The following is a 13940-nucleotide window of genomic DNA, read 5'->3' as shown; positions in this document are numbered from 1 at the left end:
CCCCGCCGCCCGGCTACTCCGCCACGGGCAGCCGCGCCCCGTCCCGCAGGAACAGCGGGATCCGGTCCAGCGGGGCGTCGACCGTCACGGTCTGACCGCCCTCGTACGTCTCCCCCGTCCACGCGTCCGTCCACGAGGCCCCGGCCGGCAGGTACGCCGTCCGGGCCGTGGCACCGGCCGTCAGCACCGGCGCGACCAGCAGGTCCGGGCCGAACAGGTAGGAGTCGTCCACCGACCAGGCCGCCTGGTCGCCGGGGAACTCCAGGAACAGCGGCCGCATCACCGGCAGCCCCTCCTCGTGGGCCGCGCGCATCACGTCCAGCACGTACGGCTTGAGCCGCTCGCGCAGCCGCAGGTACTTCTCCAGGACGGCCCCGGCCTCCTCGCCGTAGGACCACACCTCGTTCGGGCCGCCGGTCATCTCCGGGCCCAGCGGCATGCCCGGGTCGCGGAAGCCGTGCAGGCGCATCAGCGGGGACAGCGCGCCGAACTGGAACCAGCGCACCATCACCTCCCGGTACGCCGGGTCGTCCGGGTCGCCGCCGTGGAAGCCGCCGATGTCGGTGTTCCACCACGGGATGCCCGACAGCGCCGTGTTGAGCCCGGCCGCGATCTGGCGGCGCAGGGTCGGGAAGTCCGTGCCGATGTCACCGGACCACAGGGCGGCTCCGTAGCGCTGGCTGCCCGCCCACGCCGAGCGGTTGAGGCTGACGACCTCCTCCTCGCCCGCGGCGACGAGGCCCTCGTAGAAGGTGCGGGCGTTCTCGGCCGGGTACATGTTGCCGACCTCCAGGCCCGGGCCCGCCCAGTAGCGCAGGTTCTCCTGGAAGCCCGGCTTCAGCTCCGGCTCGCAGGCGTCCAGCCAGAACGCCGTGATGCCGTACGGGTCCAGGTAGTTCTCCTTCACCCGCGACCACACGAACTCCCGGGCCTCGGGGTTGGTGGCGTCGTAGAAGGCGACCTGGACCGTGGAGGCGACCTCCTTGTCGGGCCAGTCGGCGTGGGCCGTCGGGCCGTACTGGGTGCCGATGAACCAGCCGCGCTGCTCCAGGACCGGGTGGTTCTCGCTCAGCGGCGACACCGACGGCCACACGCTCACCACCAGCTTGATGCCGAGCTCCTCCAGCTCGCGCACCATCGCCGCCGGGTCCGGCCACTCCTTCGGGTCGAACTTCCAGTCGCCGAGGTGCGTCCAGTGGAAGAAGTCGCAGACGATCGCCGAGATCGGCAGGCCCCGGCGCCTGTACTCCCGGGCCACCTCCAGCAGTTCGTCCTGGGTGCGGTAGCGCAGTTTGCACTGCCAGAAGCCCGCCGCCCACTCCGGCAGCATCGGCGTGCGGCCGGTCACCGCGCTGTAGCGGCGCTGGGCGGCGGCCGGGTCGCCGGCCGTGATCCAGTAGTCGATCTGCCGGGCGGAGTCGGCGACCCACCGGGTGCCGTTGTGCGCCAGCTCCACGCGGCCGATCGCCGGGTTGTTCCACAGCAGGGTGTAGCCGCGGCTGGAGGTGAGCACCGGGATGCCGACCTCGGCGTTGCGCTGGATCAGGTCCAGCACCAGGCCCTTCTGGTCCAGGCGCCCGTGCTGGTGCTGGCCGAGGCCGTACAGCTTCTCGTCGTCGTAGGCGGCGAAGCGCTGCTCCAGGCGGTGGTGGCCGTTGCCGACGGCGGTGTAGAGGCGCGAGCCGGGCCACCAGAAGTGGGCGCGCTCCTCGGCGAGCAGTTCGGCGGAGTCGTCCGTGCGCAGGAAGCGGATCAGGCCCTCGGCGCTCACCTCGACGGTGAGCGCGCCGACGGTCAGCCGGGCGCCGCCGTCCTCCGTCTTCACCGTGGACGGTGTCGCGGGGGCCTCGTCGAGCAGGGCGCCGGGCAGTCCTTCGAGGACCGGGCCGCCGAGCCGGGCACGCACCCGGACCGCGTCCGGGCCCCACGGTTCGATCCGGACGGTCTCCTGGCGGCCGCTCCACTCCAGCGCGCCGTCCCGCTCGCGGAACGTGCCGACGGTGGGGGAGGACTGCGCCAGGCTCACCTGGGGCTGGATTTCAGCAGGCTGGTTCACGCGTGCTCCTGTGCTCCTGGAGGAGTGCGGACAGAGGTGTGCGGACAGGGGGGTGCCCTGGGCGCGGGGCCGGGGAGAGGCGCCCCGGGGAAAGGGGTGGTGCCCGCCGCCGGGAACGGCGGCAGGGGAGGAAAGGGGCGCGGTCAGAGGGCGCGCGGTGCCTACGGCCGGCTCGGCGCCGGCCCCGTGCTCCCCCGGACCGTCAGCTCGGGCGCGATCAGCACGACCTCGTCGCTGCCGCGCCCCTCCAGCTTGGCGACCAGGTGCTCCACCGCGATCCGGCCCATCTCCTGCGCGGGGATGGCGACCGACGTCAGCCGCACCGAGGACTGCAGCGCCACCTGGTCGGGGCAGATCGCCACCACCGACACGTCCTCGGGCACGGCCCGGCCCTGCTGGCGCAGCAGCGCGAGCAGCGGCTCCAGCGCCGACTCGTTCTGCACGATCAGCCCGGAGGTGGCCGGGCGCTCGTCGAGGATCCGGGAGAGCGTGACCGCCAGCGCGTCGTACCCGCCGCCGCACGGGCGGTGCAGCAGCCGCACGCCCAGTTCCCGGGAGCGGGACCGCAGTCCGTCCAGGGTGCGCTCGGCGAAGCCCGTGTGCCGCTCGTAGACGGCCGGGGCCTCCCCGATGACGGCGATGTCCTGGTGCCCCTGCTTGGCCAGGTGCTCCACGCACAGCGCGCCCGTCGCCCTGAAGTCCAGGTCGACGCAGGTCAGCCCGGCGGTGTCGGCGGGCAACCCGATCAGCACGGACGGCTGGTCGGTCGCGCGCAGCAACGGCAGCCGCTCGTCGTCGAGTTCGACGTCCATCAGGATCATGCCGTCGGCGAGCCCGCTGCCGGCGACGCGGCGCACCGCGTCGGGGCCCTCCTCACCGGTGAGCAGCAGCACGTCGTACCCGTGCGTGCGCGCGCAGGTCGCGACGGCGATGGCGATCTCCATCATCACGGGCACGTACATGTCCGTGCGCAGCGGCACCATCAGCGCGATGATGTTGGACCTGCTGCTGGCCAGGGCGCGGGCCCCGGCGTTCGGGTGGTACCCGAGCTCGCGGATGCTCCGCTCGACCCGCTGCCGGGTGTTCGCGGAGATGGACCGCTTGCCGCTGAGGACATAGCTCACCGTGCTCGCCGAGACTCCGGCGTGCTGGGCGACCTCGGCGAGGGTGACCATCCAGCTCTCCAAGCTCTTGTGAAGCGCTTCGACAGTGCGCATTGCTGTTATGAACGGGTGAGGGTGGTTCGACAGTAGCTCCAGCGGGAGTACGTGTCCATAGGCTGTCGAAGCGCTTCGACAGCAATTTCCGCGGCGGAGTCCGTACCTCGGGGCGACACCTCGATGCAACACCGCCGCCGGGCGCGCCACAAGGGCCGGCGCGCTCCGCCCCCTTCGGCTGAACGGACGCGCGAGGACTGGTGGGGGCGTCCGTATTCGGGTACCAACGATCCAGTAGCACTGGTCGGTAACGTACAGTCCTCAATCTTCCTAGTTGCGGCGAGGTGCCCCTCATGTCCGCTTCCACCACCCCCTCATCACGTCCCGCCGTCACCGAGCGGGAGGCCCGTGAGGTGGCGGAGGCCGCCCGGGAACAGCACTGGCGCAAGCCCAGCTTCGCCAAGGAGCTGTTCCTCGGCCGCTTCCGGCTCGACCTCATCCACCCCCACCCCGTCCCCGCCGACGAGGCGGCCCAGCGCGGCGAGCAGTTCCTCGCCAAGCTCCGCGACTTCGTCGAGACCAAGGTCGACGGCGCCCTCATCGAGCGCGAGGCCCGCATCCCCGACGAGGTGATCGACGGCCTCAAGGAGCTCGGCGCCTTCGGCATGAAGATCGCCACCAAGTACGGCGGACTCGGCCTGACGCAGGTGTACTACAACAAGGCCCTGGCCCTGGTGGGCTCCGCCAGCCCCGCGATCGGCGTGCTGCTCTCCGCGCACCAGTCGATCGGCGTGCCCCAGCCCCTGAAGCTGTTCGGCACCGAGGAGCAGCGCGAGCGCTTCCTGCCGCGCTGCGCCCGCACGGACATCAGCGCCTTCCTGCTCACCGAGCCCGACGTCGGCTCCGACCCGGCCCGCCTGGCCACCACGGCCGTGCCCGACGGCGACGACTACGTCCTCGACGGCGTGAAGCTGTGGACCACCAACGGCGTCGTCGCCGACCTGCTCGTCGTGATGGCCCGGGTGCCGAAGAGCGAGGGGCACAAGGGCGGCATCACCGCCTTCGTCGTGGAGACCAACGCCCCCGGCGTCACGGTGGAGAACCGCAACGCCTTCATGGGCCTGCGCGGCATCGAGAACGGCGTCACCCGCTTCCACCAGGTCCGCGTCCCCGCCGCCAACCGCGTCGGCGCGGAGGGCCAGGGCCTGAAGATCGCCCTGACCACCCTGAACACCGGGCGGCTCTCCCTGCCGGCCTCCTGCGTCGCGGCGGGCAAGTGGTGCCTGAAGATCGCCCGCGAGTGGTCGGCGGCCCGCGAGCAGTGGGGCAAGCCCGTCGCGCACCACGAGGCGGTCGGCTCCAAGATCTCCTTCATCGCGGCCACCACGTTCGCCCTGGAGGCCGTGACGGACCTGGCCTCGCAGATGGCCGACGAGGACCGCAACGACATCCGCATCGAAGGCGCCCTCGCCAAGCTCTACGCCTCCGAGATGGCCTGGACGATGGCCGACGAGCTGGTCCAGATCCGCGGCGGGCGCGGCTTCGAGACGGCCGAGTCCCTCCGCGCCCGCGGCGAGCGCGGCGTCCCCGCCGAGCAGCTGCTGCGCGACCTGCGCATCAACCGCATCTTCGAGGGCTCCACGGAGATCATGCACCTGCTGATCGCCCGGGAGGCCGTCGACGCCCACCTCTCGGTCGCCGGCGACCTCATCGACCCCGAGAAGTCCCTGGGCGACAAGGCGAAGGCGGGCGCCAACGCGGGCGCCTTCTACGCCAAGTGGCTCCCCAGGCTGGTCGCGGGCCCGGGCCAGCTGCCCACCTCCTACGGCGAGTTCCGGCACGGCGTCGACCTCTCCGGCCACCTGCGCTACGTGGAGCGCACCGCCCGCAAGCTCGCCCGCTCCACGTTCTACGCCATGTCCCGCTGGCAGGGCCGCATGGAGTCCAAGCAGGGCTTCCTCGGCCGGATCGTCGACATCGGAGCCGAGCTGTTCGCCATGAGCGCCGCGTGCGTGCGCGCCGAGCACCTGCGCGCGCAGGGCGACCACGGCCGCGAGGCCTACCAGCTCGCCGACGTCTTCTGCCGCCAGGCCCGCATCCGGATCGAGGAGCTCTTCACCCGCCTGTGGACCAACACCGACGACCTCGACCGCAAGGTCGTCAAGGGCGTCCTGTCCGGCACGTACGCGTGGCTGGAGCAGGGCATCGTCGACCCGTCGACGGACGGGCCGTGGATCGCCGACGCGACACCCGGACCGTCCCGGAGGGAGAACGTCCACCGGCCCATCCGGTGACCCGGCCGTCACCCGGCCTCCGTGGGGGCGCGAGCCGATGCGGCGCGCGCCCCCACGGAGGGGACGCGCTGTCCTCAGCCGCTGCGCTTACGGCGACAATGGAGGGATGAGCGACAGTCCAGCCCCCCTCGCCGACCCGCACCTCGTCTACGACCCGGTCGCGGGCGACGGCCCGAAGGACGTGGTGATCCTCGGGTCCACCGGGTCCATCGGGACCCAGGCCATCGACCTCGTCCTGCGCAACCCCGGCCGGTTCCGGGTCACCGGCCTGTCCGCCAACGGCGGCCGGGTCGCGCTCCTCGCCGAGCAGGCCCGCCGGCTGCGCGTGCGCACGGTCGCGGTGGCCCGCGAGGACGTCGTCCCGGCCCTGCGCGAGGCGCTCACCGCGCAGTACGGGACGGACGAGCCGCTCCCCGAGGTCCTCGCCGGCCCGGACGCGGCCACACAGCTCGCCGCCTCCGACTGCCACACCGTGCTGAACGGCATCACCGGCTCCATCGGCCTCGCCCCGACCCTCGCCGCCCTGGAGGCGGGCCGCACCCTCGCGCTCGCCAACAAGGAGTCGCTCATCGTGGGCGGCCCGCTGGTCAAGGCCCTCGCCAAGCCCGGGCAGATCATCCCGGTCGACTCCGAGCACGCCGCCCTCTTCCAGGCCCTGGCCGCCGGCACCCGCGCCGACGTCCGCAAGCTGGTCGTCACCGCCTCCGGCGGCCCCTTCCGCGGCCGGAGCAAGCAGGAGCTGTCCCACGTCACCGTCGAGGACGCCCTCGCGCACCCCACCTGGGCCATGGGCCCGGTCATCACGATCAACTCCGCGACCCTCGTCAACAAGGGCCTGGAGGTCATCGAGGCGCACCTGCTCTACGACATTCCCTTCGACCGCATTGAGGTGGTCGTGCATCCCCAGTCGTATGTCCACTCGATGGTTGAGTTCACGGATGGATCGACACTGGCCCAGGCGACCCCGCCCGACATGCGCGGGCCCATCGCCATCGGCCTCGGCTGGCCCGAGCGCGTCCCCGACGCCGCCCCCACCTTCGACTGGAGCAAGGCCTCGACCTGGGAGTTCTTCCCGCTCGACAACGAGGCCTTCCCCTCCGTGAACCTTGCCCGGCACGTCGGCGAACTCGCGGGCACCGCCCCGGCGGTGTTCAATGCGGCCAACGAGGAGTGCGTGGAGGCGTTCCGCCGGGGCGCACTGCCCTTCAACGGGATCATGGACACCGTCACGCGGGTCGTCGAGGAGCACGGCACCCCGCGCACGGGAACCTCGCTCACCGTGTCGGACGTCCTCGAAGCGGAGACCTGGGCGCGGACCCGGGCCCGGGAACTGGCGGCACAGACGGCGGAGGCCCGTGCATGACGACCCTGATGTTCATCCTCGGCATAGTCCTCTTCGCGGTCGGCCTGCTGTTCTCGATCGCGTGGCACGAGCTGGGGCACCTGTCCACCGCCAAGCTCTTCGGCATCCGCGTGCCGCAGTACATGGTCGGCTTCGGGCCCACCCTCTTCTCGCGCCGCAGGGGTGAGACCGAGTACGGCGTCAAGGCCATCCCCTTCGGCGGCTACATCCGCATGATCGGCATGTTCCCGCCCGGCCCCGACGGCCGCACCGAGGCCCGCTCCACCTCCCCGTGGCGCGGCATGATCGAGGACGCCCGCAGCGCCGCCTACGAGGAGCTGCGGCCCGGCGACGAGAAGCGGATGTTCTACACGCGCGCCCCCTGGAAGCGCGTGATCGTGATGTTCGCCGGCCCCTTCATGAACCTGATCCTGGCGGTGGTGCTGTTCCTCATCGTCCTGATGGGCTTCGGCATCACCCAGCAGACCACCTCGGTCAGCTCGGTCTCCCAGTGCGTCATCGCGCAGAGCGAGAACCGCGACAAGTGCGAGAAGGGCGACCCTGCCTCCCCGGCCGCGGCGGCCGGCCTCAAGGCGGGCGACAGGATCGTCTCCTTCGACGGCGTGCGGACCGACGACTGGAACGAGCTGTCCGACCTGATCCGCTCCAGCCCCGGCCAGGAGGTGCCGATCGTCGTCGAGCGGGACGGCAAGGACGTCACCCTGCGCGCCGAGATCGCCACCAACCAGGTCGCCAAGAAGGACGGCAGCGGGCAGATCGTCGAGGGCGAGTACGTCCAGGCCGGCTTCCTCGGCTTCAGCGCCGCCACGGGCGTCGTGAAGCAGGACTTCGGCGAGTCCGTGACCTGGATGGGGGACCGGATCGGCGACGCCGTCGACTCCCTGGCCGCCCTGCCCAGCAAGATCCCGGCCCTGTGGAACGCGGCCTTCGACGGCGCCGAGCGCGAGGCGGACTCCCCGATGGGCGTGGTCGGCGCGGCCCGCGTCGGCGGCGAGATCTTCACGCTCGACATCCCGCCCACCCAGCAGCTGGCCATGGCCGTCATGCTGGTCGCCGGCTTCAACCTCTCCCTGTTCCTGTTCAACATGCTCCCGCTGCTGCCGCTCGACGGCGGCCACATCGCGGGCGCCCTGTGGGAGTCTCTGCGCCGCAACCTCGCACGGCTGCTGCGCCGGCCCGACCCGGGCCCCTTCGACGTGGCGAAGCTCATGCCGGTCGCGTACGTGGTCGCCGGGATCTTCATCTGCTTCACGATCCTGGTCCTGATCGCGGACGTGGTGAACCCGGTGAGGATCTCCTAGTCACCCGGAGCCGGAGGCGGCCGGGCACGCTCCGTGCCGGGCCGCCTCCGCTCGAGTGGCACCCCGGGTGGGATGTGCCCGAGCCCGTGCCCGTGCCGTAATCTCGAAGCTCGGAGCCCGCTGCTCACGGGACCGGACCTTGATCCACGACTTGGGGTTGCACAGCAGATGACTGCGATTTCTCTCGGCATGCCGTCCGTTCCGACCAAGCTCGCCGAGCGCCGGAAGAGCCGCCAGATCCAGGTCGGGTCCGTGGCCGTCGGCGGAGACGCCCCCGTGTCGGTGCAGTCGATGACCACGACGCGCACCTCCGACATCGGCGCGACGCTGCAGCAGATCGCCGAACTGACCGCGTCCGGCTGCCAGATCGTCCGCGTCGCCTGCCCGACCCAGGACGACGCCGACGCGCTGGCCACCATCGCCCGCAAGTCGCAGATCCCGGTCATCGCCGACATCCACTTCCAGCCCAAGTACGTCTTCGCGGCCATCGAGGCGGGCTGCGCGGCCGTCCGCGTCAATCCCGGGAACATCAAGCAGTTCGACGACAAGGTCAAGGAGATCGCCAAGGCGGCCCGCGACCACGGCACCCCGATCCGCATCGGCGTCAACGCCGGCTCCCTCGACCGGCGCCTGCTGCAGAAGTACGGCAAGGCCACCCCCGAGGCCCTGGTGGAGTCCGCGCTGTGGGAGGCGTCCCTCTTCGAGGAGCACGACTTCCGCGACATCAAGATCTCCGTCAAGCACAACGACCCGGTCGTCATGATCGAGGCCTACAAGCAGCTCGCCGCGCAGTGCGACTACCCGCTGCACCTCGGCGTGACGGAGGCCGGCCCCGCCTTCCAGGGCACGATCAAGTCGGCGGTCGCCTTCGGCGCGCTGCTGTCCCAGGGCATCGGCGACACGATCCGCGTCTCCCTCTCCGCGCCGCCCGCCGAGGAGGTCAAGGTCGGCATCCAGATCCTGGAGTCGCTCAACCTCAAGCAGCGCGGCCTGGAGATCGTCTCCTGCCCGTCCTGCGGCCGCGCCCAGGTCGACGTCTACAAGCTGGCCGAAGAGGTCACCGCCGGGCTGGAGGGCATGGAGGTCCCGCTGCGCGTCGCCGTCATGGGCTGCGTCGTCAACGGCCCCGGCGAGGCCCGCGAGGCCGACCTCGGCGTCGCCTCCGGCAACGGCAAGGGCCAGATCTTCGTCAAGGGCGAGGTCATCAAGACCGTCCCCGAGTCGAAGATCGTCGAGACCCTCATCGAGGAGGCCATGAAGCTGGCCGAGCAGATGGAGAAGGACGGCGTGACCTCCGGCGAGCCGTCGGTGGCGGTCGCGGGCTGAACCGGCCGGGACTGCCGGGCCCTCGGGGGCGCGGGGCCGGCGTCGGCATGAGGCTCCACCGCGTGGGCACAAGCCACAACGCACCCGCACCCGCCGGTGCACCGCAGCCCCCGAGCTCCAAGGCGCCCCGCACCAGCAGCGCAGCTATAGTGCGGGGACCAGCAGACCCCAGTGTGTGAGGCCCCGCACGTGTTGACGCAGACCACCTCCCGGGTCCTCGAACCGAGCGACCTGGACGCCGCGCTCGCCGTCCTGGACCGCGAGCCGGTCGCGAACGCCTTCGTGACCTCACGCGTGCGGATCGCCGGTCTCGACCCGTGGCGGCTCGGCGGCGAGATGTGGGGCTGGTACGAGGACGGCATACTCACGTCCCTCTGCTACGCGGGCGCCAACCTCGTCCCGATCTGCGCCGGCCGGCGCGCCGTCCGCGCCTTCGCCGACCGCGCCCGCCGCTCCGGCCGCCGCTGCTCCTCCATCGTCGGCCCCGCCGGACCCACCGCCGACCTGTGGCGGCTGCTGGAACCCCACTGGGGCCCAGCCCGCGAGGTCCGCCGCCACCAGCCGCTCATGGTCGCCGACCGTCTCCCGGACGACATCGCCCCGGACCCCTACGTCCGCCGCGTCCGCAAGGACGAGATGGAGACGATCATGCCGGCGTGCGTGGCGATGTTCACCGAGGAGGTCGGCGTCTCCCCGCTGGCCGGCGACGGCGGTCTGCTCTACCAGGCGCGCGTCGCCGAACTCGTCGGCTCCGGCCGCGCCTTCGCCCGCTTCGGCCCGGACGGCAAGGTCGTCTTCAAGGCCGAGATCGGCGCCGCGACGGACCGGGCCTGCCAGATCCAGGGGGTGTGGGTGGCCCCCGAGTACCGCGGCACCGGCCTCGCCGCCCCCGGCATGGCGGCGGTCCTGCGCTACGCCCTGGCCGACGTCGCCCCGGTCGTCAGCCTCTACGTCAACGACTTCAACACCCCCGCCCGCCGGGCCTACCAGCGGGTCGGCTTCCGCGAGGTGGGCGCCTTCATGAGCGTCCTGTTCTGAGACGTCCCGCGGGCCGGGGACCGCAGGACCGCACACGCGCGCGGCCCGGCCGCGGGAGCGCCCGGCCGGAGACGATGAGCCCCGGCCGGCGGCCGGCGGCCCCCTGTAGGCTCCCCGCATGGACCTCGTGATCGGCCCACTCGACCTCTCCGCGCACGTCGACGAGGCCCTGGCCGTCCAAGCCGTGGCCTTCGGTCTCGGCCCCGACGAAGTCGCCGTCCGACGCCAGATCGTCCTGCGCCACATGACCTATCCCGGCGCCCGCGCCCTCGGCGCCACCGTCGCCGGACGCCTGGTCGGCTTCGTCTACGGCATGCCCAACGACCGCACCCACTGGTGGTCCACCGTGGTCGAGCCCTACCTCCGCGCCCAGCACCACGACCACTGGCTCGACGACTCCTTCGTGATCACCGAGTTGCACGTCCACCCCGCCCACCAGAACCGCGGCATCGGACGCTCCCTGATCACCACTCTCACCGACGGCGCCGCCGAACCCCGCTCGATCCTCTCCGCGATCGACACCGAGAGCCCCGCCCGCGCCCTGTACCGCTCCCTCGGCTACCACGACCTGGCCCGCCAGGTCCTCTTCCCGAGCGCGCCCAAGCCGTACGCCGTGATGGGCGCCCCGCTCCCGCTGCTGCGCCGATAACCGATTTCCACCGTCCCGTACCGCCCGGATAACCTCCTGGCATCATTCACACGCAGCAGGAGCAGATCCATGGTGAACGTACCGGTCCAGCGCATGTCCCAGTTGATGGCGAAGACGTTGCGCGACGACCCGGCCGACGCCGAGGTCCTCAGCCACAAGCTCCTCGTCCGCGCCGGCTACGTCCGCCGCACCGCCGCCGGCATCTGGAGCTGGCTGCCGCTCGGCAAGAAGGTCCTCGCCAACGTGGAGCGCATCGTCCGCGAGGAGATGGACGCCATCGGCGCCCAGGAGGTGCTGCTCCCGGCCATCCTGCCCCGCGAGCCCTACGAGGCGACCGGCCGCTGGGAGGAGTACGGCCCCGAGCTGTTCCGCCTGCAGGACCGCAAGGGCGGTGACTACCTCCTCGGCCCCACCCACGAGGAGATCTTCACCCTGCTGGTGAAGGACCAGGCGTCCTCCTACAAGGACCTGCCGGTGATCCTCTACCAGATCCAGACCAAGTTCCGCGACGAGGCGCGGCCCCGCGCGGGCATCCTGCGCGGCCGCGAGTTCCTGATGAAGGACTCCTACTCCTTCGACACCGAGGACGACGGCCTCGCGCGGTCCTACGCCCTGCACCGCGAGGCCTACCAGAAGATCTTCGCGCGCCTGGGCCTCGACTACCGCATCTGCGCCGCCACCGCCGGCGCGATGGGCGGCTCCAAGTCCGAGGAGTTCCTCGCCCCCGCCGAGGCCGGCGAGGACACCTTCGCCGACTGCCCCCGGTGCGACTTCGCCGCCAACACCGAGGCGATCACGTACGAGCTGAAGCCGGTGGACGCCTCGCAGGTGCCCGCGGCCGAGGACATCCCGACGCCCGACACCCCGACCATCGAGACCCTCGCCGCCCACCTCGGCGTCCCGGCCTCCGCCACGCTGAAGAACCTGCTGGTGAAGGTCGACGGCGAGATCGTCGCCGTCGGCGTCCCCGGCGACCGCGAGGTCGACATGGACAAGGTCGAGGCGCACTTCGCCCCGGCCGTCGTCGAGCTGGTCACCGAGGCGGACTTCACGGCCCGCCCCGACCTGGTCCGCGGCTACGTCGGACCGCAGGGCCTGGGCAAGGTCACCTACATCGCCGACCCCCGCGTCGCCCCGGGCACCGCCTGGATCACCGGCGCCAACAAGCCCGGCACGCACACCAGGAACGTCGTCGCGGGCCGTGACTTCGAAGTCGGGGAGTACGTCGACGTCGTGGTCGTGCAGGAGGGAGACCCCTGCCCGAAGTGCGGCACGGGCCTCGTCCTCGACCGCGCCATCGAGATCGGCCACATCTTCCAGCTGGGCCGCAAGTACACCGACGCCCTCAAGCTCGACGTCCTCGGCCAGAACGGCAAGCCGGTCCGCGTCACCATGGGCTCCTACGGCGTCGGCGTCTCCCGCGCGGTGGCTGCCCTGGCCGAGCAGACCGCCGACGACAAGGGCCTGTGCTGGCCCCGGGAGGTCGCCCCGGCCGACGTCCACGTGGTCGCCGCCGGCAAGGCCCTGCAGACCGAACTGGCCCTCGACATCTCGGGGAAGCTGGCCGCGGCCGGTGTCCGCGTCCTGGTCGACGACCGCGCCGGCGTCTCGCCGGGCGTCAAGTTCACGGACTCCGAGCTGATCGGCGTCCCGCAGATCCTGGTGGCGGGGCGGCGCGCGGCCGACGGCGTGGTGGAGCTGAAGGACCGCCGCACCGGCGAGCGCGAGGAGCTGACGGTCGAGGAGGCCGTCGCCCGCCTCACCGCGTAGGCGCCCTCCTGTGAGTGCTCCGGGCGACCGGAGCACTCACAGCCAGCCCGCGAACTCCAGCAGCAGCTCCGCGTCCCGGGGCCGGCCCACCCGCCCCGCCCGCACACCCGACTCCACGGCCCGGAACAGCGTCCAGCCGCGCAGCCGCTCCTGGTCCACGTCGAGGGACTCGGCGAGCCGCTTCACCCGGCGGCGGGTGGTCGCCGCGCCGGACGGCTGCGCGATCAGGTCCTCCACCCGGTCGCGGACCAGCCGGGCCAGATCGAACGCGCACTCGCCGACCACCGGGTCGGGCCCCACGGCCAGCCACGGCATCCGCTCCCCGGCGAGCACCTTGCTCTGCCGGAACGTGCCGTGCAGCAGCCGGTGTTCGGGGGGTGCGGCCAGCAGTTCCGCGCGCGCCGCGAGCGCCAGGTCCACCAGCGGGGCCACCTCGGGATCGGCCTGGGCCCGCGCCCGCATCGCCTCGGCCTGCCGTCCGGTGCGCTCGGCCACGGTCTCGAAGGGAAAGCCGGCGGGCGGCTCGACCCACAGCCGCCGCAGCGTCCCGGCCGCCTCCAGCAGCGCCTTCGCCTCGGGCAGCGACCGCACCGACACGTCCGGGTGCAGCCGCTCCAGCAGCAGCACCCCCTCGGATTCCTCCGCGTCCGGGAGCACCCGCGCGTCCGAGGGCTGCTCCAGCAGTTGCACGGCACCCCGCCCCGCCCACTGCGCCAGCGCGGCGCGCTCCGCCCGGGGGCGCGCCCGGTCCGGGGCCAGCTTGAGCACGGCCGGTGTGCCGTCCGCCGTGCGCACCAGCACGACCAGGCTGCTGCGCCCGCCGGGCACCTGCACCCGCTCCACGATCAACTCGCGTAGCGCGACGGCCCGGCGTGCCGCCCCGGGCAGCCGCTCCAGCCAGTCGTCACCGTCCGGCGCCGTCTCACCGAGTGCCCTGACCAGGCGCTTCGGCGGTTCGAAAACCATGCGCGAGCCCGTTCCCTTCC

Annotated in this window: 10 protein-coding genes; 7 read left to right on the top strand and 3 right to left on the bottom strand. The window is 72.2% G+C overall.

Annotated features, from left to right (window positions below):
* Positions 1–13 precede the first annotated feature (13 nt).
* The gene (locus ABZY20_RS18580) at positions 14–2056 is read right to left on the bottom strand and encodes a glycoside hydrolase family 31 protein (RefSeq protein ID WP_356442606.1); all 2043 of its coding nucleotides are present in this window, start codon (positions 2054–2056) and stop codon (positions 14–16) included.
* A gap of 161 nt (positions 2057–2217) precedes the next feature.
* Entirely contained in the window at positions 2218–3231 is a 1014-nt protein-coding gene (locus ABZY20_RS18575; protein ID WP_356442780.1) for a LacI family DNA-binding transcriptional regulator, read from the bottom strand.
* A 335-nt stretch (positions 3232–3566) separates the two neighbouring features.
* On the opposite strand from ABZY20_RS18575, the gene ABZY20_RS18570 reads away from it, so the two are divergent.
* The 7 genes from ABZY20_RS18570 to ABZY20_RS18540 all read left to right on the top strand — a co-directional run bounded on the left by ABZY20_RS18570 (position 3567) and on the right by ABZY20_RS18540 (position 12954).
* Entirely contained in the window at positions 3567–5507 is a 1941-nt protein-coding gene (locus ABZY20_RS18570; protein WP_356442605.1) for an acyl-CoA dehydrogenase family protein, read from the top strand.
* Between the two features lie 106 nt (positions 5508–5613).
* The gene (gene dxr, locus ABZY20_RS18565) at positions 5614–6870 is read left to right on the top strand and encodes a 1-deoxy-D-xylulose-5-phosphate reductoisomerase (RefSeq protein WP_356442604.1); all 1257 of its coding nucleotides are present in this window, start codon (positions 5614–5616) and stop codon (positions 6868–6870) included.
* A gap of 8 nt (positions 6871–6878) precedes the next feature.
* Complete coding sequence (locus tag ABZY20_RS18560; RefSeq protein WP_356442779.1) at positions 6879–8171, top strand: site-2 protease family protein; 1293 nt, start codon at positions 6879–6881, stop codon at positions 8169–8171.
* A gap of 168 nt (positions 8172–8339) precedes the next feature.
* Positions 8340–9497 carry a flavodoxin-dependent (E)-4-hydroxy-3-methylbut-2-enyl-diphosphate synthase gene (ispG, locus tag ABZY20_RS18555; RefSeq protein ID WP_356442603.1) on the top strand — a complete coding sequence of 386 codons (1158 nt, stop codon included), beginning with the start codon at positions 8340–8342 and terminating at the stop codon, positions 9495–9497.
* A gap of 189 nt (positions 9498–9686) precedes the next feature.
* Positions 9687–10535 carry a GNAT family N-acetyltransferase gene (locus ABZY20_RS18550; RefSeq protein WP_356442602.1) on the top strand — a complete coding sequence of 283 codons (849 nt, stop codon included), beginning with the start codon at positions 9687–9689 and terminating at the stop codon, positions 10533–10535.
* A gap of 118 nt (positions 10536–10653) precedes the next feature.
* Complete coding sequence (locus ABZY20_RS18545; RefSeq protein WP_356442601.1) at positions 10654–11184, top strand: GNAT family N-acetyltransferase; 531 nt, start codon at positions 10654–10656, stop codon at positions 11182–11184.
* A gap of 69 nt (positions 11185–11253) precedes the next feature.
* Positions 11254–12954 carry a proline--tRNA ligase gene (locus ABZY20_RS18540; RefSeq protein ID WP_356442600.1) on the top strand — a complete coding sequence of 567 codons (1701 nt, stop codon included), beginning with the start codon at positions 11254–11256 and terminating at the stop codon, positions 12952–12954.
* 36 nt (positions 12955–12990) lie between these two features.
* Here the strand turns inward: ABZY20_RS18540 and ABZY20_RS18535 are convergent, their stop codons facing one another.
* Positions 12991–13920: an aminoglycoside phosphotransferase family protein gene (locus ABZY20_RS18535; protein WP_356442599.1), complete on the bottom strand. Its 930-nt coding sequence runs from the start codon at positions 13918–13920 to the stop codon at positions 12991–12993.
* Positions 13921–13940: the final 20 nt, after the last annotated feature.

The organism is Streptomyces sp. NPDC006624 (assembly GCF_040611555.1).
GTDB lineage: Bacteria > Actinomycetota > Actinomycetes > Streptomycetales > Streptomycetaceae > Streptomyces.
Note: the sequence above shows the minus strand (reverse complement) of the source record. Positions and strands in the feature narration are given on the sequence as shown.